20 protein-coding genes are annotated in these 22,561 nt (G+C 66.2%); 5 read left to right on the forward strand and 15 right to left on the reverse strand.

Going from position 1 to position 22,561, the window contains the following annotated elements; genetic code table 11:
• Positions 1-4: 4 nt before the first annotated feature.
• From nuoK to V5F26_RS16475, 13 genes are all read right to left on the reverse strand, one after another.
• Positions 5-313: an NADH-quinone oxidoreductase subunit NuoK gene (gene nuoK / locus V5F26_RS16415; RefSeq protein WP_234052269.1), complete on the reverse strand. Its 309-nt coding sequence runs from the start codon at positions 311-313 to the stop codon at positions 5-7.
• Between the two features lie 10 nt (positions 314-323).
• Positions 324-944: an NADH-quinone oxidoreductase subunit J gene (locus V5F26_RS16420; protein ID WP_234052270.1), complete on the reverse strand. Its 621-nt coding sequence runs from the start codon at positions 942-944 to the stop codon at positions 324-326.
• Between the two features lie 279 nt (positions 945-1,223).
• Positions 1,224-1,712, reverse strand: coding sequence for an NADH-quinone oxidoreductase subunit NuoI (nuoI, locus tag V5F26_RS16425; RefSeq protein WP_394055179.1), 489 nt, complete (start codon positions 1,710-1,712; stop codon positions 1,224-1,226).
• A 52-nt stretch (positions 1,713-1,764) separates the two neighbouring features.
• Positions 1,765-2,784 (reverse strand): NADH-quinone oxidoreductase subunit NuoH, encoded by a 1,020-nt coding sequence (gene nuoH, locus V5F26_RS16430; protein ID WP_234052272.1) that lies wholly within the window; start codon positions 2,782-2,784, stop codon positions 1,765-1,767.
• Between the two features lie 102 nt (positions 2,785-2,886).
• Positions 2,887-4,959 carry an NADH-quinone oxidoreductase subunit NuoG gene (nuoG, locus tag V5F26_RS16435; RefSeq protein WP_394947382.1) on the reverse strand — a complete coding sequence of 691 codons (2,073 nt, stop codon included), beginning with the start codon at positions 4,957-4,959 and terminating at the stop codon, positions 2,887-2,889.
• Between the two features lie 355 nt (positions 4,960-5,314).
• Positions 5,315-6,610 (reverse strand): NADH-quinone oxidoreductase subunit NuoF, encoded by a 1,296-nt coding sequence (gene nuoF, locus V5F26_RS16440; RefSeq protein ID WP_234052274.1) that lies wholly within the window; start codon positions 6,608-6,610, stop codon positions 5,315-5,317.
• 5 nt (positions 6,611-6,615) lie between these two features.
• Positions 6,616-7,278, reverse strand: a complete 663-nt coding sequence (gene nuoE, locus V5F26_RS16445) for an NADH-quinone oxidoreductase subunit NuoE (RefSeq protein ID WP_394947381.1) — start codon at positions 7,276-7,278, stop codon at positions 6,616-6,618.
• A gap of 78 nt (positions 7,279-7,356) precedes the next feature.
• Positions 7,357-8,577 carry an NADH-quinone oxidoreductase subunit D gene (locus V5F26_RS16450; protein WP_394947380.1) on the reverse strand — a complete coding sequence of 407 codons (1,221 nt, stop codon included), beginning with the start codon at positions 8,575-8,577 and terminating at the stop codon, positions 7,357-7,359.
• Between the two features lie 10 nt (positions 8,578-8,587).
• Entirely contained in the window at positions 8,588-9,196 is a 609-nt protein-coding gene (locus V5F26_RS16455) for an NADH-quinone oxidoreductase subunit C (RefSeq protein WP_394055187.1), read from the reverse strand.
• A 30-nt stretch (positions 9,197-9,226) separates the two neighbouring features.
• Positions 9,227-9,811: a NuoB/complex I 20 kDa subunit family protein gene (locus V5F26_RS16460; protein WP_234052278.1), complete on the reverse strand. Its 585-nt coding sequence runs from the start codon at positions 9,809-9,811 to the stop codon at positions 9,227-9,229.
• Positions 9,802-10,167: an NADH-quinone oxidoreductase subunit A gene (locus V5F26_RS16465; protein WP_234052279.1), complete on the reverse strand. Its 366-nt coding sequence runs from the start codon at positions 10,165-10,167 to the stop codon at positions 9,802-9,804. Before V5F26_RS16465 ends, V5F26_RS16460 begins: the two co-directional genes overlap by 10 nt.
• A 419-nt stretch (positions 10,168-10,586) precedes the next feature.
• Entirely contained in the window at positions 10,587-12,017 is a 1,431-nt protein-coding gene (locus tag V5F26_RS16470; RefSeq protein ID WP_394947379.1) for a DUF3300 domain-containing protein, read from the reverse strand.
• A 606-nt stretch (positions 12,018-12,623) separates the two neighbouring features.
• The gene (locus tag V5F26_RS16475; RefSeq protein WP_394947378.1) at positions 12,624-15,287 is read right to left on the reverse strand and encodes an ATP-binding protein; all 2,664 of its coding nucleotides are present in this window, start codon (positions 15,285-15,287) and stop codon (positions 12,624-12,626) included.
• Positions 15,288-15,484: 197 nt separating this feature from the next.
• Between V5F26_RS16475 and V5F26_RS16480 the strand changes: the two genes are divergently transcribed.
• Positions 15,485-17,893: a flagellar biosynthetic protein FliO gene (locus tag V5F26_RS16480; protein ID WP_509210521.1), complete on the forward strand. Its 2,409-nt coding sequence runs from the start codon at positions 15,485-15,487 to the stop codon at positions 17,891-17,893.
• Positions 17,894-18,062: 169 nt separating this feature from the next.
• On the opposite strand, the gene dksA is transcribed toward V5F26_RS16480, so the two are convergent.
• Entirely contained in the window at positions 18,063-18,479 is a 417-nt protein-coding gene (dksA, locus tag V5F26_RS16485; protein WP_234052283.1) for an RNA polymerase-binding protein DksA, read from the reverse strand.
• Between the two features lie 408 nt (positions 18,480-18,887).
• Here dksA and V5F26_RS16490 point away from each other — a divergent pair, with 408 nt between their 5' ends.
• Positions 18,888-19,733 carry an AAA family ATPase gene (locus tag V5F26_RS16490; protein ID WP_394055193.1) on the forward strand — a complete coding sequence of 282 codons (846 nt, stop codon included), beginning with the start codon at positions 18,888-18,890 and terminating at the stop codon, positions 19,731-19,733.
• Positions 19,734-19,735: 2 nt separating this feature from the next.
• Positions 19,736-20,080 carry a hypothetical protein gene (locus V5F26_RS16495; protein ID WP_394947376.1) on the forward strand — a complete coding sequence of 115 codons (345 nt, stop codon included), beginning with the start codon at positions 19,736-19,738 and terminating at the stop codon, positions 20,078-20,080.
• 508 nt (positions 20,081-20,588) lie between these two features.
• On the opposite strand, the gene V5F26_RS16500 is transcribed toward V5F26_RS16495, so the two are convergent.
• Positions 20,589-21,353 carry a MipA/OmpV family protein gene (locus tag V5F26_RS16500; protein ID WP_394947375.1) on the reverse strand — a complete coding sequence of 255 codons (765 nt, stop codon included), beginning with the start codon at positions 21,351-21,353 and terminating at the stop codon, positions 20,589-20,591.
• Positions 21,354-21,408: 55 nt separating this feature from the next.
• On the opposite strand from V5F26_RS16500, the gene V5F26_RS16505 reads away from it, so the two are divergent.
• Positions 21,409-21,585: a hypothetical protein gene (locus V5F26_RS16505; RefSeq protein WP_509210522.1), complete on the forward strand. Its 177-nt coding sequence runs from the start codon at positions 21,409-21,411 to the stop codon at positions 21,583-21,585.
• Between the two features lie 439 nt (positions 21,586-22,024).
• Entirely contained in the window at positions 22,025-22,510 is a 486-nt protein-coding gene (locus V5F26_RS16510; protein WP_234052287.1) for a hypothetical protein, read from the forward strand.
• The last annotated feature ends 51 nt before the right edge of the window (positions 22,511-22,561 follow it).

A 22,561-nucleotide genomic window follows, 5' to 3' on the forward strand; every position in this document is an offset into this window, starting at 1 on the left:
GGCCTCAGCCCTTCATGGCGTTGATGTCCTCAACGGCGATCGACCCGCGATTGCGGTAGAACACCACGAGGATGGCGAGACCGATGGCAGCCTCAGCCGCCGCGACGGTAAGCACCAGCAAAGCAAACACCTGACCGGTGAGGTTCCCCAGGAAGGCCGAGAACGACACGAGGTTGATGTTCACCGAGAGCAGGATGAGCTCGATCGACATCAGAATGACGATCACGTTCTTCCGGTTGAGAAAGATGCCCAGCGTTCCCAGAGTAAAAAGGATCGCCGCCACCGTCAGGTAATGGGAAAGTCCGATTTCCATGGCGACCCCCTCAGAGCCCCTGCCCCGGCCGCACCTTGACCACCTTCATGGCGGCCTCCGGCGTGCGCGCCACCTGGGCAGAGATGTTCTGCCGCTTCACATTCACCTTATGGCGGAGCGTGAGCACGATGGCGCCAATCATCGCCACCAGCAGCACGAAGCCCGCCGCCTGGAAGAAATAGATGTAGTCCGTGTACAGTACGCGGGCGATGGCCTGCACATTGCCAACCTCGGCCACCTGCCCCTGCGCAGCACTTGCGGAGACCGCGGCAGAGATCCCGGGCCCGGTGGCCCATGCACCCACCACCAGCACCAGCTCAGCCAGAAAAATCAGGCCGACCAGGACGCCGACGGGCAGGTACTGCAGGAAGCCCTGTCGCAGCTCGACGAAATCCACGTCGAGCATCATCACCACAAACAGGAACAGAACCGCCACCGCACCCACATAGACCACCACCAGGATCAGGCCGAGGAACTCAGCACCGATCAGCAAGAAGAGGCCCGCCGCGTTCACGAACGCGAGGATGAGGAACAAAACCGATTGCACCGGGTTCCGCGAGGAGATGACCATGAAGGCCGACCCCACAAGCACGAACGCGAAGAGATAGAAAAACACCGCCGCGACACTCATGCGGAGAGCCCCCCTCTGCGCGCCAGTTTCGCGCTCATTGGCGCCGCCAAGCATCCTGCGCTGCCCTTAACGGACACCGCAGACCCGCGGCCGATGCGTCGATAGCTCTGACCCATCCCACAAATCCACCGTTTCGAGCGAGCTGCGCAACGCCGGACTTCGGCGCGCATATCCCACTCACGACCACCGACGGGGCGTTTCGCCGAACTCTCGGCCACCACCCACCTGTTCCCCGACCGTGCTATTCACGGCCTCGATTACCTAGCGCGCGACACGCACTCAGCGATAAGGCGCGTCAAGCGCAATCGAACGCGCGATCTCGCGCTCCCAGCGGTCACCATTCGAAAGGAGCTTATCCTTGTCGTAATAGAGTTCCTCGCGCGTCTCGGTCGCAAACTCGAAGTTCGGCCCCTCGACGATCGCCTCGACCGGACAAGCCTCCTGGCAGAAGCCGCAATAGATGCACTTCACCATGTCGATGTCGTAACGCGTCGTGCGACGTGTTCCGTCATTACGCCGCGGGCCAGCCTCAATCGTGATCGCCTGAGCCGGGCAAATGGCCTCGCAGAGCTTGCACGCGATGCAGCGCTCCTCCCCATTCGGATAGCGGCGCAGCGCGTGCTCACCCCGAAATCGCGGCGACAGCGGCCCCTTTTCGAACGGATAGTTCAAGGTCGACTTCGGCGCGAAGAAGTACCGCATCGTGAGGAAGAAGGCGGAGACCAGCTCCGTCAGGAGCAGGGCCCGCGCGGCCTGATCGAGCTTCATGGGCGCTCTCCCGCCGCCTGGGAGCGGCCAATCTGGAAGTTCAGGGAAGCGATCATTGCGGCGCCGTCCCCGTGAAGTGCAGCACACTCGCAACCACCACGACCGCAATCAGCGAGATCGGCAGGAACACCTTCCAACCGAGCCGCATCAGCTGGTCGTACCGGTAGCGCGGCACAATGGCCTTCGCCATCGCGAAGAGGAAGAACATGAAGCAGAGCTTCAGAACGAACCACACCACGCCCGGCACCCAGGTGAACGGGGCAAAGGGCAGCGGAGAGAGCCAGCCGCCAAGGAACAGGATGGTTCCCATGGCGCACATGGTCATGATCGCCACATACTCGCCGAGCATGAACAGCAGATAGGGCGTCGAGCCGTATTCGGTCATGAAGCCGGCCACCAGCTCCGATTCCGCTTCCACCAAATCGAACGGAGGACGGTTGGTTTCCGCCAGCGCCGAAATGAAGAAGATCACGAACATCGGCAGCAGCGGCAGGAAGTACCAGTTCAGAAGGCCGAACCGGCCATTCTGCGCTTCGACGATGCCGCTGAGATTGAGCGAGCCCGCGCACATCAGGACCGTGATGATTACGAAGCCGATGGAAACCTCATAGGAGACCATCTGTGCCGCCGAACGAAGCGCCGCCAGGAACGGATACTTCGAGTTCGACGCCCAGCCGCCCATGATGATGCCGTACACGCCCAGCGACGAAATCGCGAAAATGTACAGAACACCCACATTGATGTCCGCGATCACCCAGCCATCGGCAATCGGCACCACGGCCCAAGCCGCGAGCGCCAGCACGCAAGTCACCAGCGGCGCCAGCAAAAAAAGCACCTTGTTGGAACCCGCCGGGATGGTGGGCTCCTTCAGGACAAATTTGAGAAGATCGGCGAACGACTGGAACAGGCCGAACGGCCCGACAACGTTCGGCCCGCGCCGCATCTGCACCGCTGCCCAGACTTTTCGATCTGCCAGCAGGATGTAGGCGATGAAGATCAGGAGCGCCACCAGCAGAGCCAAGCTCTGGCCGATGATGATCAGCACCTGGAGAAGGGTGTCTTGCCAGCTCATTGGTTCTTACGCCCCCTCAGGCTTCCTGGTGGTGGACAAAGGCCCACCCCGGGTGCGCCGCGCGCGGCGCCAACTGTTGCATCCCAAGACGTGCCATAACGCTCACTCTGCCGCCTCGGCCACGGACGCAGCGCGAAGCGCCGAGCACTCGGCCATCACCGCAGAAGCGCGTGCGATTGCATTCGTCATGTAAAAATCATCGACCGCTGCGGCGAACGGCGTCTTGTCCACCGCCCCGCCCTTCTTGGCCAGCGTAGCGACGGCCGAGGCATCCGCCGCAACGATCTGATCCACGCGACCAAGGTGCGGATAGGCGGCCATTAGCTTGCCACGCAGAGCAGTCAGGCTGTCGAATGGCAGCGTCTGGCCGATCACTTCGGAAAGAGCGCGCAGGATGGCCCACTCTTCGCGTGCTTCGCCAGGCGGGAATGCAGCGCGATTGGCGAGCTGAACCCGCCCCTCGGTATTCACGTACAGACCCGATTTTTCGGTGTAGGCGGCTCCGGGGAGAATGACATCCGCGCGATGCGCGCCGCGATCACCGTGGCTGCCGATATAAACTGCGAATGCGCCCGGAGCGACCTCGAGCTCGTCCACGCCCAGCAGGAACACCACATCCAGCGCCCCTGCCTTCGCCATCGCTGCGGCATTGAGACCCTTCGGCCCAGGAACAGCACCAACGTCCAGAGCACCGACACGCGATGCTGCGGTGTGCAGAACAGCAAAGCCATTCCACCCGTCCTTCACCGCACCACATTCAGTTGCGAGCTTTGCCGCCTGCGAAAGGATCGCACCGCCGTCCATGCGCGCAAGGGCGCCCTGCCCGACGATGACAAGCGGCCGTTCCGCCTGGCGGAGTGCCGCAGCGAAGTCCGCTGGCAAATTGGTCAGGCTTTCCGGACCAGTGCCGAGATATTCGTAGCTATAAGTGAGGTCAACCTGCTGCCCGATCAGACCGATCCTGACGCCGCCCTGTCTCCAACGCTTGCGAATACGCGCATTGAGTACAGAGGCCTCTTTCCGCGGATCGGTACCGATCAGCAGAATGGCATCGGCCTCGTCAATCCCCGCGATGGACGGATTGAACACGTAAGTCGCGCGCCCCAATGCGGGATCCAGGCAAGCGCCATCCTGCCGCGCATCGATGTTTGCGCTGCCGAGCTTGTCCATCAGGCTCTTCAGCGCGAACACCTCTTCGACGCTCGCCAGATCGCCGACCAGCGCACCGATCTTTTCCGGCTTCGCAGCCTTCACCTTGGCGCCGATGGCTTCGAACGCCTCGCTCCAGGACGCAGCAACGAGCTGGCCATTCTTTCGCACATAGGGGCGATCAAGCCGCTGGACCTTCAGCCCATCCCATACATAGCGCGACTTATCGGAAATCCATTCCTCGTTCACGAGGTCATTCGTGCGCGGCAGAATGCGCATGACCTCGCGACCGCGAGTGTCAACGCGGATATTCGCGCCGACCGCGTCCATCACGTCAACGGACTCAGTCTTGATGAGCTCCCACGGCCGCGCATGGAACGCATAGGGCTTATGCGTGAGCGCGCCCACCGGGCAGAGATCGGCCACATTGCCCTGCATCTCCGAGCGCATCGCCCGCTCGAGATACGTCGTGATCTCTGTATCCTCACCGCGCCCGATGGCGCCAAGGTCCGGCACACCCGCAACTTCGGTCGTGAAACGAACGCACCGCGTGCACTGGATGCAGCGCGTCATAGACGTGCGCACCAGCGGGCCGATATATTTATCCTCAACCGCGCGCTTGTTCTCAGCGAACCGCGAGGTATCCGAACCGTAGGCCATCGCCTGGTCCTGCAAGTCACACTCGCCGCCCTGATCGCAGATCGGGCAATCCAGCGGGTGATTGATGAGCAGGAACTCCATCACGCCTTCGCGCGCCTTCTTCACCATGGGGCTCTTGGTGAGCACCACCGGGGGCTCGCCATTGGGGCCCGGGCGCAAATCCTTCACCGCCATCGCGCACGAGGCGGTGGGCTTGGGCGGTCCACCCTTCACCTCAACGAGGCACATGCGACAGTTGCCGGCGATGGAGAGGCGCTCATGGAAGCAGAAGCGCGGAATCTCCACCCCCGCCGCCTCGCACGCCTGAAGCAGCGTGAACTCGGCGGGGACTTCGATCTCAGAGCCGTCGACGACGATCTTCGCCATCCCTTCCACCTCGTCTCTTGCCGCGCCAGGCGCGGACTTCATCTCACATCGCGCGATACGCGACCGCCCAAAACTGACTCCGCGCTTGTGCGCAGCATCGAGCCCGGACACCTAACCCTTCACCCCGCATAGCCACTGAGGGCCATTGGGATGCATTTCACTTCCCCGGCGGCCGACGCCGAAACCGGCGAATAGCCCGATAGGATAGAACTCCGACACCGCGCAACGGTGCACGCACTACCCGAACCTAGCCTCATCCACGCCCACGCACCCGCGGGTCCCGATCCCTCATCCCTTCAGGCAGTCTACGTGGACATTCAGCCCAAAAGCGCTGCCTTCAGGTGCGCAACGCGCCCTATTCCGCAGCCACCGGCTGCGGATGTGGGTTCGCCGCATAGCGGTCGATCCGCTCTTCGATCACATGCCGGAAATGACGGATGAGGCCTTGAACCGGCCACGCCGCGGCATCCCCCAGCGCACAAATGGTGTGACCTTCGATCTGAGTGGTCACCTCCAGCAGCATATCGATTTCGTGCTTGTGGGCACGACCCTCGGCCATCCGGTGAACCACACGCCACATCCACCCCGTGCCTTCCCGGCACGGCGTGCATTGTCCGCAGCTCTCGTGCTTGAAGAAGTAGGAGATGCGCGCGATGGCCTTCACGATGTCCGTGGACTTGTCCATAACCAGCACACCGGCAGTGCCGAACGACGACTTCACGGCACGCAAGCCGTCGAAGTCCATAATCAGGTCTTCGCACTGCTCTGCCGGAACGACCGGACAAGACGCCCCGCCGGGAATGATGGCCAGCAGGTTATCCCAACCGCCGCGGACGCCACCGCCATGCTTTTCGATCAATTCCTTGAACGGAATACCCATGGCGTCTTCGACGACGCAGGGTTTGTTCACGTGGCCGGAAATACCGTAGAGCTTGGTTCCAACATTGTTCGGCCGACCAATGGACGAGAACCAAGAGGCACCGCGCCGCAGGATCGTCGGTGCAACGGCAATGCTCTCGACATTATTGACCGTGGTCGGGCAGCCGTAGAGGCCCATGTTCGCCGGGAACGGCGGCTTCAGCCGCGGCATCCCCTTCTTGCCCTCGAGGCTCTCCAGCAGCGCGGTTTCCTCGCCACAGATGTAGGCGCCGGCACCATGATGCACGTAGAGGTCGAACGGATAGTCGTGAACGTTGTTCTTGCCGAGCAGCCCGGCAGCGTAGCACTCGTCAATCGCCTGCTGCAGCCGCTTGCGCTCGTAGATGAACTCGCCGCGGACATAAATGTAAGCCGCGTGCGCACCCATGGCGAAGGACGCGATCAGGCAGCCCTCGATCAGCGTGTGGGGGTCATTACGCAGGATCTCGCGATCCTTGCAGGTGCCGGGCTCGGACTCATCGGCGTTCACCACCAGATAATGGGGACGCCCGTCCGACTGCTTCGGCATGAACGACCATTTGAGGCCAGTCGAGAAGCCTGCGCCGCCGCGGCCGCGCAAGCCTGATGCCTTCATCTCATTGATGATCCAGTCGCGACCCTTCTCAAGGATGCCCTTGGTTCCGTCCCAATGGCCGCGCGCCATCGCGCCCTTCAGGCTGAAATCCTGCAGGCCGTAGAGGTTCGTAAAGATGCGGTCCTTGTCGGCGAGCATCGTCATCACTCCCCGGAGGTCGGTGCGGAGGTGGAGGACGCGTCCTCCTGCTTCGTGCGCGGCGCGTAAAGGCCGGGATCGGTCAACGCCACAGGGCCCCCGACCGGCTCGCAGCCATGACGGCCGTTCTGCGGACCGACTTTCACCGGCCGCCCGGCCGCCAGATCGTCAAGCAGCTTTTCAAGGCTCTCAGGGGTGAGATCCTCGAAAAAGTCGTCATTGATCTGAACCATCGGCGCGTTCGTGCAAGCACCAAGACACTCGACTTCCAGCCAGGAGAAATTGCCATCCGCCGAGACGTGGCTCTGTTCGCCGATCCTGCGCTGGCAAACGGACTTCAGCTCATCCGAACCCCGCAGCATGCAGGGCGTGGTGCCACAAAGCTGCACGAAGAACTTACCGACCGGCGCCAAATTAAACATCGTGTAAAAGGTGGCGACCTCGAGAACCCGGATATGCGCCATTCCGAGCCGGTCCGCGACGGCACGCAAAGCCGGCTCAGGGAGCCAGCCGCCGGCCACTTTTTGCGTTTCCCAAAGCAGCGGCACGACCGCAGAGGCCTGCCGGCCCTCCGGATACTTCGCGATCAACGCCTTCGCAATCTCCTCCAACTCGGGAGTGAAGGCGAAGCTTTCCGGCTGCTCGGCAGCGAGACGACGAACGGTCATTTCAGACCCCCTGTCCGACGGCGGAGCGTGCCGCATTGCGGCGCTCACGCATGGGGATGATGGCGAGGAGGCGGAGCATCAGCGATCCACCTCGCCGAACACGATATCAAGCGAGCCGAGGATGGCGGACACGTCAGCCAGCATGTAGCCGCGCGAGAGGAAATCCATCGCCTGCAGATGGGCAAAGCCCGGAGCGCGGATCTTGCAGCGATACGGCTTGTTGGTGCCATCGGACACCACATAAACGCCGAACTCACCCTTCGGCGCTTCCACTGCCGCGTAAGCCTCACCTGCCGGAACGTGGAAGCCCTCGGTGTAAAGCTTAAAGTGATGGATGAGCGCCTCCATGGAGCGCTTCATCTCCCCGCGCTTCGGCGGAGCGACCTTGTGGTCCGACGTATGGACCGGGCCAGATTCCTTGAGCAGCCGCTCGACACACTGCTTCATGATCTTCGTGGCCTGCCGCATCTCTTCCATGCGCACCACGTAACGATCATAACAGTCGCCATGAACGCCGATCGGGATATCGAAATCGAGTTCCGAATAGCACTCGTAGGGCTGAGCGCGTCGCAGGTCCCATGCCGCGCCGGAGCCGCGCACCATGACACCGGAGAAGCCCCAGGCCAGTGCGTCCTCTAGCGACACGACGCCGATATCAACCGTGCGCTGCTTGAAGATGCGGTTGCCAGTGACCAGCCGATCCAGATCATCCAGCACCTTCGGGAAGGTCTCGCAAAAGGCGCCGATATCCTCGACCAGAACGCGCGGCAGATCCTGATGCACGCCGCCCGGCCGGAAATAGGCCGCATGCATGCGGCTGCCGGACGCGCGCTCATAGAACACCATGAGCTTTTCGCGCTCCTCGAAACCCCACAGCGGAGGAGTTAGGGCGCCCACGTCCATGGCGAAGGTGGTGACGTTCAGAATATGCGAGAGCAGCCGGCCGATCTCGGAGTACAACACGCGAATGAGCTGCGCGCGCTTGGGCACCTCAATTCCGAGCAGCTTCTCCACCGCGAGGCAGTAAGCGTGCTCCTGGTTCATCGGCGCGCAATAATCGAGGCGATCGAAATATGGCACCGCCTGGACGTAGGTCTTGGATTCGATGAGCTTCTCGGTGCCGCGGTGCAGCAGGCCGATATGCGGATCGACACGCTCGACGACTTCGCCGTTCAGCTCAAGCACCATGCGCAGCACGCCATGGGCGGCGGGATGCTGCGGGCCGAAATTGATCTTGAAGTTACGGACCTGATCGGCCGGCTTCAGCTCTTCGACGTCGGTTGCGAGTTCCTGTCCCATGTTCGCTCCCTCAGCCGGCCTTCGATGCCTTCTCGTCACCCGGCAGGACGTATTCCACGCCCTCCCACGGAGACAGGAAGTCGAAGTTGCGGAATTCCTGGGCGAGACGAACCGGCTCGTAAACCACGCGCTTCAGCTCGTCGTCGTAATGTACCTCGACAAAACCCGAGGTGGGGAAGTCCTTCCGGAGCGGATGGCCATCGAAGCCGTAGTCCGTCAAGAGGCGGCGCAGCTCCGGATGCCCCGTGAAAAGGATACCGTAAAGGTCGTAGGCCTCGCGCTCGAACCAGTTCGCGCCCGGGAACACTCCACAGATGGAGGGCACCGGCGTCTCTTCGTCGGTCTCGAGCTTGAGGCGGATACGCACATTCTGCTTCAGCGAAAGCAGGTGATAGACCACATCGAAGCGCTTCTCACGCTCCGGATAATCCACCCCACACACATCCACGATGCACTGAAAGAGGCACGCCGGGTCGTCCCGCAGGAAGGTGGTCACCTTCACGATCTGCCCCGGCTCCACCTCGAGGGTGAGCTCACCGAACGCCACCTTCCAGCTCTTCACCGCGCCCGCGAGGACACCGGTGATGTGAGCGGCCAGATCTTTCAGCGTCTCGTCCATCTCAACAATCCCGTCCTGGGCCCGAAGGCCTCAGCGCTCGATGGTGCCGATTCGGCGAATCTTCTTCTGCAGCAGCAGCACGCCATAGAGCAGCGCTTCAGCAGTAGGCGGACAGCCGGGCACGTAGATATCCACCGGCACCACGCGATCACAGCCACGCACGACCGCGTAGGAGTAGTGGTAATAGCCACCGCCGTTCGCGCAGGAACCCATGGAGATCACGTAGCGCGGCTCCGGCATCTGGTCGTAGACCTTGCGGAGCGCGGGCGCCATCTTGTTGGTCAGCGTGCCAGCCACGATCATCACGTCCGACTGGCGCGGCGAGGCACGCGGCGCGAAGCCGAAGCGCTCCACATCGTAGCGCGGCATCGAGACCTGCATCATCTCCACGGCGCAGCAAGCCAGACCGAAAGTCATCCACATGAGCGAGCCCGTGCGCGCCCAGGTGATGAGATCGTCGGCGGTGGTCAGCAGGAAGCCCTTGTCGGCGAGCTCCGCGTTGACTTCCTTGAAGAAGGGATCAGTCGCGCCCACCGGCTTGCCGGTCGAGGGGTCAATGATGCCCTTGGGGGCCGGAGCGATCTCCGGCCGCGCCGCAGAAGGGGTCAGTCCCATTCCAGAGCTCCCTTGCGCCACTCGTAGATGAAGCCGACCGTCAGCACGCCCAGGAAAATCATCATGGACCAGAAGCCGAGATCGCCGAGCCCCCCGAAGCTGACCGCCCAGGGGAAGAGGAACGCCACTTCAAGGTCGAAAATGATGAACAGAATCGACACCAGATAGAAGCGCACGTCGAAGGTCATGCGGGCATCGTCGAATGCATTGAAACCGCATTCGTAGGCCGACAGCTTCTCCGGATCGGGATTGCGGTAGGCCACGATGAAGGGAGACACGAGCAGCGCGAGCCCGATCACCAACGACACGCCGATGAAGATCACCACCGGCAGATAATCCATGAGCAAGGCGTTCATGTTGCCCGCACCTCGGGACGCATGGGCGATACGCTCGAAAGCGCTATCGCACCGGCCTCGGTTGGAGAAGTTCGAAACGACGCCGCAGCCTTATCTCAGCCCCTGGTGGGTGGCAAGTGCGCGGTTAGGTCAAGATCAGGCTCGGCGGCCGCCCGTGACGGCAGGAGAGTCGTTGGAAATGAAGGGGCGGACTGGCCTTTGGGGCGAGCGGTACAGTGTTGCGCATAGGCAACAAAAAACGGGTTCCACAACCGGAAACCGGGCTCTGAAAAAGACCAGCCGGCACCATAGGGGCCGGCCGGTCACACTTTAGACAGAGACTCGATTCTCAGCAGCGCCGCACCGCCCTAACGGAAGCGGTGGCGCGGCGGAGCCGTACTGGCGCCCTCACAGAAGACGCCTCCAGCCCGCCGCTCCCATCATCGGCGCCGGACGGGGGCGTGCCGGCCCCCGCCGCCGCGCGGCGTCACCTTGGCGCCGCCCCGCGACGGCGCCCGCATCTGCGCCGGGCGCGGCCGCGATGGCGCGTGCATGGCGGGAGATCTGCCCTTTGGCGCCCGCATCTGCTGCGGCTTGCCCACATTCGGCGGCCGCACATTCGGCTTCTTCATGCCTTGCGGGTGGCTCTGGGGCTTTTTGACCTGCGGCTTCTTCACAAAGCCGGGGCCCTGCCCCGCTCCCCCGGTCATGCCGGGACGTCCAGGAGTACCAGGCTTACCGGGGCCAACCGGATGCACAGGCCCGCCCGCGCCACCAGGGCGACCGGGACCACCGGGCCCGGGCTTGCCGGGGCCGATGGGGGCCACGGGTCCTCCCGGGCGGCCGGCGCCACCCGCACCTCCCGGTCCGATCGGCTGCACCGGACCACCGGGGCGACCGGGGCCTCCCGGTCCGATGGGATGCACCGGACCGCCTGGACCGCCAGGGCCCACCGGACGGCCAGGGCCGCCCGGCCCAATGGGATGCACCGGACCGCCAGGGCCGCCGGGACCACCCGGACGGCCGGGACCACCGGGCCCGATGGGATGTACGGGACCACCGGGCCCCCCGGGGCCACCGGGACGGCCGGGACCGCCCGGATAGCCGGGACGACCTGGGCCCGGATGCGGACGCCAGGGCTTCAGCCCACCCCCGGGACCGGGGATCGGCGCCGGACCTGGAACCGGAGGACGCGGGCCGGGGCCCGGCCAGGGGCCAGGGCCTGGCGGACGCGGACCGGGGCCGGGCCAGGGGCCAGGGCGCGGCGGCGGCGGGCGCCAGCCCGGATAGCCGGGCCATACCGGCGGATAGACCCATCCGCCCCCCCAGTTCCACGAATTGTTCCAGGCGCTGCCCACCAGCACGCCCGCGCCGAAGCCCAGGAGGCCCACGCCGGCCGCAGTGTAGATGGACGAGTAGTCGTACTGCGGCACGTACACCACATCCGGCTGGGCCGGGGTGATGTAGATGGTGCTCGCCCCGCCGCTGGAACCGCGCTGGGTTGTCACCACCTGCTGCGGCGTGGTCTTCAGGTTGCCGGCCGCTTCCGCCTTTGCGCGCAGGGCCTGGATGGCCACGGCGACGTCCTCAGGCTGGTTGGCGAAGGCATAGCCGATGGCGGTGGTCGATTCGAGGTTCTGGTCCAGCTGGCGGACCACATCGGGAAAGCGCGCGAGCGCCTTCACCGTGGGGTCCCACTTCTTGCTGTCGATCCCGGAGAAGTCGCCCTTCGCCACGGCCTTCTTGTGCGCGTCCAGCCAGCGGGCGGCCTCCACGATCTGCAGCGGGAAGGTGGTCGCCGGAAGCATCTGCGAGAGCAGCGTATCCGGGTAGAGCGCGTAGGGGGCGAGGAACTGTTCCAGCTCGCTCACGGTATACAGATTCGCGGCTGGAACCGCGGCGGTTCCGTTTGCCGGCGGGATGTCGGCGGCGGCCGGAGGCGGAGCCTGCTCGCCGGCAGGAACCGGGCCAGGCTGTGCAACCGGAGGTGCCACGGCGGAGGCAGCCGGTTCAGGCGGAGGTGAAGCGCTGGCCGCCGGAGCAACCGCCCCCGCTTCCGCAGGCGCGACAGCCGGCGCGCCGCCGTCGGCAGGCGGAGCGGCGGCCGCGGGCGGCGCAACCTCGGGCGAGGCGGTGGAGACCCCAGCCGCAGGGGTTTCGGAGGTCGTTGTTCCCGTCGTCGGCGCGCCTTGCGCGAAAACCGGTCCGACGGTGGATGACCAGCCGAACACCAGGGCCACGGCAAGCCGTGACCAGCCAGCCGGCCCGTCACTTTTGAGCGGCGGCCCCGCCGCCCCGCCTTTGTGCTTGCGCTGCCTCATCTGCCGCCTCCCAATTTCCCCAACCGCATGGAGATTAGAAGAAGTTGCAGCGGATTTGGACAGCAAATTGCTGGCTGCGTGGCAGTTTTCAGGCACCTCCGCCAGCCGGACGCAAGAGCGCCCCGCCGGCGGCACCGGAACGCGCCGCGCGCGCCCTCACTCCCCTCCGCGCAGGGCGGTGTTGACGGCCGCCACCAGCTGCTTCAGCGAGAACGGCTTCGGCAGGAAGGCGAAGTGCTCGGAGGGCGGAAGGTTGCGCGCGAAGGCCTCCTCCGCATAGCCCGAGATGAAGATCACCTTCATACCCGGATCGCGGGCCCGCAGCTCCTTCAGCAGGCTCGGGCCGTCCATCTCCGGCATCACCACGTCGGAGATCACCAGATCGACAGGACGCGCGCCGGACTGCTCGCCCTTTTCCAGCAGCTCGAGGGCCTCGACGCCGCTGGCGGCGGTGAGCACCTCATATCCCCGGGCGGAGAGGGCGCGGCTGGCGAAGGCGCGCACCGCATCCTCGTCCTCCACCAGCAGGATGCGGCCCTGCCCGGTGGAATCACCCATCTTCACCTCGGGCTCGGCGGGCCGCTGGGGCTCCGGCTCGGCGGAGGGCACATAGCGCGGCAGGAACACGCGGAACACGGTGCCCTTGCCCATCTCGCTGGCGGCGAGAATGGTGCCGCCGGTCTGCTGGACGATGCCATAGACGGTGGACAGGCCGAGCCCGGTACCCTTGCCCACTTCCTTGGTGGAGAAGAAGGGCTCGAAGATCTTGTCGATGATTTCGGGCGGGATCCCGGTGCCGGTATCCTCCACCTCCACCACCACATAATCGGCCGGGGTGAGGTTGCCGGCGCCATAGGCCGCGCAGGCGCTTTCCGGAACATTGGCGGTGCGCAGGGTCAGCGTGCCCCCGTCCGGCATGGCGTCGCGGGCGTTCACCACCAGGTTCACGATCACCTGCTCGAACTGGTTCACGTCGACCTTCACCGGCCACAGGTCACGGGCGTGCTGCACATCGAGGGTGATGCGCTCGCCGATGAGACGGCGCAGCAGCTCCGACACGTCGGAGATCACGTCGGTGAGCTCCACCGCCTGGGGCCGCAGCGTCTGGCGCCGGGAGAAGGCGAGCAGCTGGCGCACCAGGGCCGCCGCCCGGTTTGCGTTCTGCTTGATCTGCATGATGTCCGGGAAGGACGGATCGCTCGGCCGGTGCTTGGCCAGCAGCAGGTCGCAATAGCCGATGATGGCGGTGAGCACGTTGTTGAAATCGTGCGCCACGCCGCCGGCGAGGTGCCCCACCGCCTGCAGCCGCTGGGATTGGGCGAATTGCGCCTCCAGCGCCTTCTGCTCAGAGGTATCGATGGCGCACAGCGCGATATCGCCACCACTCCCGTCAGCGCCGCCGAGCGGTGCCGCGTAGAGGCGGGCAGAGCGGCCGCCCGCGCCGGTCGCCGTGACGTCACAGGGGCCCGAGGGCTGGGTGCCCGAGCGCGCCGCGCCCAGGAAGCCGTCCACAGCCGCCGCGTCGCGTTCGGAAATCACCGCGCGCAACGGCTGGCCGGCGGTGGCCGCCTCGGCACCGAACAGCCGGGCGAAAGCCGCGTTGGCAGCCCGGATGCGGCCCTGGGCATCCAGCAACGCCAGAGCCACCGGAGCGCGCAGAAAGAAACGATCCACATCGGCGCGGGCCGGCGCCTGGCCCGGCGCGGCGGCGGCCGGCTGCGGCGACGCCTCCCCAACTTCCGCGGACCGCACGACCGGCGCCGGCGCGACGCGCGCGGCAGCAGCCGGCGCGGCGGCTCCCGCCGAAGGAGCGGCAACACCGGCGGTGGGCAGTACCGTACGGGGAAGAATGACCGCCGTCGCCTCGCCGGCGGCGTCGCTGACGCCCAGGCGCAGGAAGACCGCCAGCGGGCGCCCGTCCTTGCGGGTGAGGTCCAGCTCAAGGCTCGCCGCCCCCCGTCCGGGGCCGAGCGCGCCGCGCAGATCAGGCACATAGGCCGGAGCGATGACCTCCTGCAGCGCCATGCCCTCGGCCGGCCATTCCGCTAGGCCGTAGCCGAGCAGGCGGCAGAGGCTGGCATTGGCCAGCACCACCCGATCACGTCCGAAGCGGGCGACACCGGCCGGCGCGCGCTCCCAGGCCTCCAGCAGCGCGGAAGCCGTCTTGTCGTCCAGGGCCGCAAGCGGGGCGAGCTCGGCGACCGCCTCCACCGTCGGCAGCACCGGCGCCACCGGCGCGGGGGCGGGCGGTGCCTCGATCACGCGCAGGGCCCACAGGACGCGTCGGCGGCTCTTGAGCGGCTGAACGGAGATTTCAAGCTGACGGCCGCCGCTTCCCGAATCGAAGCTGATGCGCCGCGTGAAGGCCTTGCCGTCCGCGACCGCGCCGAGCAGCTCGGACATGGCGGCCTGGGTGCCGGGCACCCGCGACAGGAACCGTTCGGGGCTGGGCGGCTCGCGCCCCTCGCTGCGGCACAGGGACAAATAAGCGGGGTTGGACTCAACCACCCGCTCCCCATCCTCGACCACCGCCATGGCATCGGGCGAGGCCTCCAGCACCACCGGCCCGCTGGCTTCCACCGGCGCGGGCTCGCCACGGAACGAGCGCCAGACCATGGAGGCGGCCCAGAAGGCGCCGAACGCCGCGAACCCCCCGATGATGCCGGACAGGAACGAGCCGGACGCCCCCGCGAACAGCAGGGTGGCCACGATACCGCCGACCAAGGCCATCGCGGCCACGGCCACCATGCGCAAGGGGTCGCCCCCAAGCCCCCGGGACATGGACCGCGGCGCGCGCGCTGCCGCATTCGTCTTGCTCATCGCAAACCCTTCCCGCTTCCGCGTCGCAACGACCGGTCACCGTCCCGGCGACGGCTCATGCATACGCGCAGATTCGTCACCGACTGAAATCCTGCCATGATTATCAACAAAAGCTTAAGGGGTGACCCCTAACATGCAGACGCAGAGTCATCCGCCCGCTATGACTCGATACCCGTAGGCTGCGCGACGGAGGCGTGATGTTACAGCAGTTGTTTGGCGCGGAGCTCGATCTTCCGGTTCGGTTGGCGATCTCCCTGATCGTCATCGCCGCCTTGCTCGGCGTCACCATCCTGGTGATGCGCAAGCTGAGCGGGGGCATGCCGGGACGAGCTTCCGGGCGAGGCCGCGCCGGACCTCGCCTCGCGATCGTCGACGCCATCAGCATCGACCCGCGCCGCCGCCTCGTGCTGGTGCGGCGCGACGATGTGGAGCACCTTGTGCTCACCGGCGGCAACAACGACGTGGTGGTCGAGCAGAACATCACCGGCAGCTACGTCGCTGCCACCGGCCTGCGTCCCGCCATGCCCATGGAACGCGAAGCGCAGCACGGCGGGCAGGCCCCCGCCGCCCGGCAGCCGATCGCCGCGCCGCGCGCGGAGAGCCCGCAGCTTCCCCCCACGCCACCTCGCCCGGAGGCACTCGCCGCCAGCGCAGTCGCGGCGGCGCTCGGCGCCCCTGTGGACGACGCTCAAGCGGCGCGCTATGCCCCGCCGCCCCGACCGGCCCCGGAAGCCCCGCCCATCGCCCCGGCTCGCCCCACGCCGGCGCCGGTCAAGGCAGCCCCAGCAGTCAAGGAGCTTCCTCCCGCGCCTCCTCGCCCGCAGCAGCCGGCACCGGCCGCCCCCGAGGAGCCCGAGTCGCCGCCCAGCCGCCTCGGCGAGCTCACGGAAGCCCTGGCGCGCAGCAAGGCACATAGCGCGACCCTGCGTAAGCGCCTTCCTTCCGTGCCGGAGGACAGGAAGGAGGCCGCGCTTCAGAGCATTCGGCGTGTCGAGCATCGAGTTGACCTTCTGCAGCGCGAAATCGAGCGGCTGATGGAGGAAGAGGAGCCGGCGGCTGAAGGAGCAGCCCGCAAGGAGCCGCAGCGCTCCGACGACGCGGCGCAGCGCGGACTTGCCCTTCTGCTCGGCAGCGACCGGGAGAGCCGCGCCACCGTCGCGCCAGCGCAGATCACCCAGGACGCCGGAAAGCCTGATTCCGCCACCCGCGCTCAGCAAAACGCTCCGGCGGCCGAGAAAGCCGCCACCGAAAAGACTGCCGCCCAAAAGGCTGCAGCGGAACGCGCGGCGGCTGAGAAGGCGGCCGCGGAGAAGGCTGCGACCCAGAAGGCTGCGGCCCAGAAAGCTGCGGCGGAGCGTGCCGCAGCCGAGAAAGCCGCAGGGGACAAGGCCGCTGCTGAAAAGGCGGCCGCTCAGAAGCTAGCCGCAGAGAAAGCTGCCGCTGAAAAGGCCGCGACTGAGAAGGCGGCCGCCCAGAGGGCCGCAGCGGAACGCGCAGCCGTAGAGAAGGCCGCTGCGGAGAAGGCAGCAGCCCGGAAGGCCGCCGCCGAGCGCGCCGCCGCCGAGAAGGCCGCTGCGGAGGAAGCCGCAGCCCGGAAGGCTGCAGCTGAGCGCGCCGCCGCCGAGAAGGCTGCTGCGGAAGAAGCCGCAGCCCGGAAGGACGCAGCTGAGCGCGCCGCCGCCGAGAAGGCTGCTGCGGAAGAAGCCGCAGCCCGGAAGGACGCAGCTGAGCGCGCCGCCGCCGAGAAGGCTGCTGCGGAGGAAGCCGCAGCCCGGAAGGCCGCAGCTGAGCGCGCGGCTGCCGAGAAGGCAGCCGCCGAGCAGGAGCTGGCCGACCAGATCGCCGCGGAGATGGCGGCCGCGCTGCAGGAGCATGAGCTGGCCGCCCCCCCGGCGCCTGCTGAGGCGCCGCCGGCGCGCGCACCCCGCGCGCCTGCCGCGCGCACGGTGGGTGGCGAAAGCGCCCATCCGGCTCCTGTGGAGCCCAGGCTTCGCGAGATGGCACAGCGGCTCGATGCCGCCCTTTCGCGCCCCTCCGATGACAGCCTGCGCCTCTCCCTTTCCGACCTGCTGGAGGACATTGAGGGCACCACTGCGGAAGTCAGCGTTCCGGTCGAGCCTGAGCGGCCGCGGCTGCCGCTGTCTCCCCGCCAGCCGGTGGAGCCCGTCGTTCCGCGCGCCGATCCGAAGGCCCGCTCCCTGAAGCCGGCTGACTATGCCCGCTTCATCTCCGACGCCCCCACGGACTCGGCTCCGGCGACGGAATCGGCGGCGCGCACCCAGGCGAAGGAGCTTTTTGCCGATGGCTGGATGCGTGCCACCCGGCGCAGTGAACAACGCACCGTGGAGCCTCCGCCGGCCGCCCCCGAGGTCGCAGCGAACCGCGCGGCCCGCACTTCCGAGCCGGCCGCGCCGACCAAGCGTGAGCCGCTTCTCAGCGCCCGTCGGACCGAGGCTGCGCCTTTGGTGAACGTCCTTCCGAAGATGGAGCCCGAGGTCAAGGCGCCTCAACCCGAACCGGAAACGCCGATCAACATGGACGACTCATTTCTCGATGAGTTCGATGCGGAGATGGCGACCCTTCTGGGACGCAAGCCGTCCCGCTGAGCATGAACGGGGGGAGGCGCATCGCCGCCTTCCCCGCCGCGCAGCCGAGCGAGCAAAGAAAAAGGCCGACCCTCGAAAGGGCCGGCCTTTTTCAATTCCCGTCCGATGGACGATGCCCACCGAACCTGCCCGGAAGCATCCGGAACCCGGATAGACCGCCGGACGGCGCTTAGTCGTCGCGATAAACCCGCTCGCGGCGCTCGTGGCGCTCCTGCGCCTCGACCGAAAGGGTCGCGATGGGGCGAGCCTCCAGCCGCTTCAGCGAGATGGGATCACCCGTATCCTCGCAATAGCCGTAGCTCCCGTCCTCGATCCGCTGAAGGGCGGCATCGATTTTCGAGATCAGCTTGCGCTGACGGTCACGGGCCCGAAGCTCAATGGAGCGATCGGTCTCCGACGACGCGCGGTCGGCAAGGTCGGGATGGTTCTGATTCTCGTCTTGAAGGTGCTGCAGGGTTTCACGCGCTTCCCGCAGGATGTCGTCCTTCCACTTCAACAGCTTCAGCCGGAAATATTCCCGCTGCCTGTCATTCATGAAAGGCTCGTCCTCGCGGGGCCGATAGTCATCGTCGAGTTGGATCGACATCAGCCGTGTCCTCAAAAAAGCGTCGTTGATCCCCGCGGTGCAGGATCCGCCGCCCGGCCTCCGGCGGATGCGGCCTCGCCTGCCCCGTCGACGAACTGGAGCGGCCTCCCACCATCGAGCGCGGCGAGGCGACCTTTCCCGGCAGGAATGACGCTCCAAGGTCGCCGCGCTTATATCCACGCTCTCCGCCGTCGACAACCACCATTGGCGGTTCCGATGACGGTTCCGCGCTTCCGCGGGACTTGACGAAGGGGCTGCGGGTGTCGACCCTGCCGCGACGCAGCAGCCGCCGCAGGGCACTCGGCTTGACACGGGCTGCGCCCGAAAGCCGCAACCCATGGCTGAAGCGCGCAGGGTGCGGCAACGCACGGGAACCCTGTCGTCGGCCAAAGAAGGAAGTGAGCATCCATGCGTTTCGAGGGCACCGACAGCTATGTCGCAACCGATGATCTCAAGATCGCGGTCAACGCCGCCATCGTCCTGGAGCGCCCGCTGCTGGTGAAGGGCGAGCCGGGCACCGGCAAGACCGTGCTGGCCCAGGAGGTGGCGCAGGCCCTCGGTGCCCCGCTCATCGAATGGCATGTGAAAAGCACCACAAAGGCCCAGCAGGGCCTTTATGAATATGACGCCGTGGCCCGCCTGCGCGACAGCCAGCTGGGCGACCCGAAGGTGCACGACATCGCCAACTACATCCGCAAGGGCAAGCTGTGGACCGCCTTCTCCGCCGAACAGCGGCCGGTGCTGCTCATCGACGAAGTGGACAAGGCCGACATCGAGTTTCCCAACGACCTGCTGCAGGAACTCGACCGCATGGAGTTCCACGTCTACGAGACCGGAGAGCAGGTGAAGGCGCGCCAGCGGCCCGTGGTGATCATCACCTCCAACAACGAGAAGGAGTTGCCGGATGCCTTCCTGCGCCGCTGCTTCTTCCACTACATCCGCTTCCCCGATGCCGAGACCATGCGCGCCATCGTCGAGGTCCACTTTCCCGGCATCAAGCAGCGGCTGGTGAGTGAGGCGCTGCGGCTCTTCTACGACCTGCGGGACGTGCCCGGCCTGAAGAAGAAGCCGTCCACCTCGGAGCTTATCGACTGGCTCAAGCTGCTGCTGGCCGAGGACGTGGAGGCCGACACGCTGCGCGAGCAGGACCTGCGCAAGTCCATCCCGCCGCTCCACGGCGCGCTCCTGAAGAACGAGCAGGACGTGCACCTGTTCGAGCGACTGGCCTTCCTGGCACGCCGCGAGGCCCGCTGATCGTGGACGTTTCCATCATTCTGCCGCTGCTGGTCGCGCTGGTGCCCATCGCGTTGTTCTTCGCCTTGGTGCACCGTCGTCGCGCGCCGGACCGGCGCGAGGCTGTGGCTTCCGTAAGGCCGGCGATACCTCCGGCGAGTTCCGAGCCCCCTTCGGATTTCGGGCTGGCCCGAGAAACCGATTCGGGCGAGGCCCCCGCCTCCGCCGAAGCGGCCAGCAGCAGCGCGGGCGCTGCCGCGGCCGCAGGCGGCGCCATCATTCTCGGCTATGGAGCCGCCCACCGTGGTGAGCGCGACGGCGATAACGCACCAGACGGTGACGGCGCCTCGGGCCAACGGGGCAGCTAGAGCCCGCCCGCGCCACGGGGAAGCCGGCCCGCGCGGACACGGCACGTGAATTCAATGAACTGAATGGAGGGGGAGGCCCCTCGTCCTTCCGCCTCGCCTTGGCTCGCAGCCGCAATTGGCTCGCCGCGGTCTTTGGCTCGCAGACAGCTTCCAGCGGACTGTAGAGCGCTTCCTCCGCTCCATGGCGAAAGGGAAGGCATATGCTTTGCTGATTTAGCGCGGCTTCTTCGTGCGAATCGGCTTCCGATCGCTGAAAGGCCCCCACCGGTCGCGGCCGGTCTTCAGGCATCCACTGGGCCAGCGCCCTTGCCACTGGGCCTGAGCCCACCGGGGGCGGATGAGCAGCCGAATCCGGACGCGGGCGCCGATTGCGCCTTACAGCGCAAGCGTCCGCCCCATCACGCTCCATCGCCCGGCCCATTAAAAACGGCCGGCCTTGAGACAGCCGTCCGGATACCGTCCGCCGAGCGTCAAGCCCGGAGTGAAGCCTCTCCGCGCGGGAGAACGGTCACCACCAGGACTTGCCGATGTTGAAGGTGTAGCTCAGCGAAATGCCGGTGCGGAACTGGTTCTTGTCGCTGGTCAGCGGCGAGGATGCTGCATCGCCCAGCAGGTAGCCGTAGCCGCCATACACGCCGGCCTCGAAACCGTTGCGGAAGTTATAGGTGAGCTGCCCCGTCACCCCCACCAGATCGAATCCCGCGCCCGCGTCATAGACCGGCAGCGGATTGCCCAGCAGCGTCGCGTTGAGCGACTGGACCGGCGTGACGCCGAAATAGGAGCTCATGTAGCCGGAGCCGGCATAGGAAAGGCGGGGTCCCACGGCGAAGCGCCAGCGGTCCATGGTGTAGATGGCGTCCGCCGCCAGATCGCCGGTGAAGCCGGAAAAGCCGCCGACGCCATAACGCAGCTCGGCGCGCAGGCGCAGCCAGTCGAACGGATACCACTCGGCGAAGCCGCCCCCCTCAACGCCCATGCCGATGTCGCCGAGACCGGTCAGGCGATCGGAAGCGTCTTCGTCGCGCCCCCAATCCAGCTTGCCCACGGCACCGATGCGGAACGCGCCGGTATCGAAGAACGCGATGGAGGGGTTGTCGTCCACACTCCGGAAAACGTTGAGCTGGCTCGCCTTGGCGATGGAGAAGATGCCGCGCGGCCGGATGGCATAGCTGTCGGCGCCCGGATAATCCGGCTCGACCCGCCCGGAAATGCCGATGGTGACGTACCAATCCTCAGTGGTGGCGGGCTGTGCCGTTCCATTCCCGATCGTCACATCCGCCGCCATGGCCGCGCTCGCGCACCCGAGCGCGACCGACGCCAGACATACCGTGAGAAGACCCCGCCCCAACGCCGCCATGGAACACCTCGACGAGACCCTCGCACCGCGATCCACCGCCATCGCCGTCGCGCCCTCGGGGGCTGCCGTCGGCTACCGGCTCGAATGGGACCGGGACGCGCCCGAATCAACTGATCCCCACAAGAGCATGGGGGTCTATAAAATTTAGCCGCGCCGGGCCGTCCGGTGGTGGCAAAAATGCCACTCCAGCGCGGCGCCACGCGAGCTGGAGGGCGCAGCGCCTCATCACCACCGCGCGAGCGCGCGACGGCGCCCCTTGACCCCGGCACGCGATGGTCTTCCATGCTGCAGTTATCTGGAAGTACAGTTGGACGTTCAGATTCGCGAAAGCCTATCGGGAGCCTTTAAAAATCGCTGGGAAGGCGCAAATGATCGAAATTCCTACGGCAAGGCTCTTCCGGCCACCCGCCTATGCGACGGCGCTCTTCATTGTTCGGTACAATAAAACCTCCACAAGCCGGAGCAGCGGCGCGCAATACCGCAGTGCCGCATCGCGGATGCTTGACATGCCGTAAAGCGGACGTCGTGCGGATGCTCCAGGATGAACGTGCAGTGCTTTGTTTACCTTGCGTCAGAAGGATCATGTCATGACCGCAGCAGCCCCCGAGCAGCATGCCACTCTGGGCGACGAAAGCTTCATGTCGGCCGATGACTTGCGGACCTACATGCAGGAGCTGGAGCAGGCGAAGCTCAGCAAGGAGCTCGCCGCCATGGATCGCGAGGAGCAGGCGCGCGCCGCGCTGGTGAAGACGCTGTCCACGCCCCTCGACCTCAACCCCGAGGTGCTGCACGCCATCGCCGAGAGCCTCATCAGCAAGATGAAAATCGCCGCCCAGCGGGGCGAGACCGAGATCATGGTGATGCGCTTTCCCAACACCCTGTGCACCGACAAGGGGCGCGCCATCAACAATGCGGAGGAAGGCTGGCCCGACACCCTCACCGGCCGGCCGCGCCAGGCGTTCGAGCTGTGGCGGGACCATCTGCGGCCCGCGCATTACAAGCTGAAGGCGATGATCGTGGATTGGCCGAACGGCATGCCCGGCGACGTGGGCTTCTTCCTCAGCTGGGCCTGACGGCGCGCGACCACGAAGCCCCCGGCCGGCACCGCTGGCCGGGGCGTGTTT

It is taken from the genome of Xanthobacter variabilis (assembly GCF_043831965.2).
In the GTDB taxonomy this organism is placed as follows: Bacteria; Pseudomonadota; Alphaproteobacteria; order Rhizobiales; family Xanthobacteraceae; genus Xanthobacter.

Bases quoted from the DNA above. Each gene is read 5' to 3' on its own strand.
- nuoK (WP_234052269.1), bottom strand. From the start codon at position 313: ATGGAAATCGGACTTTCCCATTACCTGACGGTGGCGGCGATCCTTTTT.
- V5F26_RS16420 (WP_234052270.1), bottom strand. From the start codon at position 944: ATGAGTGTCGCGGCGGTGTTTTTCTATCTCTTCGCGTTCGTGCTTGTG.
- nuoI (WP_394055179.1), bottom strand. From the start codon at position 1,712: ATGAAGCTCGATCAGGCCGCGCGGGCCCTGCTCCTGACGGAGCTGGTC.
- nuoH (WP_234052272.1), bottom strand. From the start codon at position 2,784: ATGAGCTGGCAAGACACCCTTCTCCAGGTGCTGATCATCATCGGCCAG.
- nuoG (WP_394947382.1), bottom strand. From the start codon at position 4,959: ATGGCGAAGATCGTCGTCGACGGCTCTGAGATCGAAGTCCCCGCCGAG.
- nuoF (WP_234052274.1), bottom strand. From the start codon at position 6,610: ATGCTCGCCGACAAGGACCGCATCTTTACGAACCTCTACGGCCTGCAG.
- nuoE (WP_394947381.1), bottom strand. From the start codon at position 7,278: ATGACCGTTCGTCGTCTCGCTGCCGAGCAGCCGGAAAGCTTCGCCTTC.
- V5F26_RS16450 (WP_394947380.1), bottom strand. From the start codon at position 8,577: ATGGGACAGGAACTCGCAACCGACGTCGAAGAGCTGAAGCCGGCCGAT.
- V5F26_RS16455 (WP_394055187.1), bottom strand. From the start codon at position 9,196: ATGGACGAGACGCTGAAAGATCTGGCCGCTCACATCACCGGTGTCCTC.
- V5F26_RS16460 (WP_234052278.1), bottom strand. From the start codon at position 9,811: ATGGGACTGACCCCTTCTGCGGCGCGGCCGGAGATCGCTCCGGCCCCC.
- V5F26_RS16465 (WP_234052279.1), bottom strand. From the start codon at position 10,167: ATGAACGCCTTGCTCATGGATTATCTGCCGGTGGTGATCTTCATCGGC.
- V5F26_RS16475 (WP_394947378.1), bottom strand. From the start codon at position 15,287: ATGAGCAAGACGAATGCGGCAGCGCGCGCGCCGCGGTCCATGTCCCGG.
- V5F26_RS16480 (WP_509210521.1), top strand. From the start codon at position 15,485: ATGTTACAGCAGTTGTTTGGCGCGGAGCTCGATCTTCCGGTTCGGTTG.
- dksA (WP_234052283.1), bottom strand. From the start codon at position 18,479: ATGTCGATCCAACTCGACGATGACTATCGGCCCCGCGAGGACGAGCCT.
- V5F26_RS16490 (WP_394055193.1), top strand. From the start codon at position 18,888: ATGCGTTTCGAGGGCACCGACAGCTATGTCGCAACCGATGATCTCAAG.
- V5F26_RS16510 (WP_234052287.1), top strand. From the start codon at position 22,025: ATGACCGCAGCAGCCCCCGAGCAGCATGCCACTCTGGGCGACGAAAGC.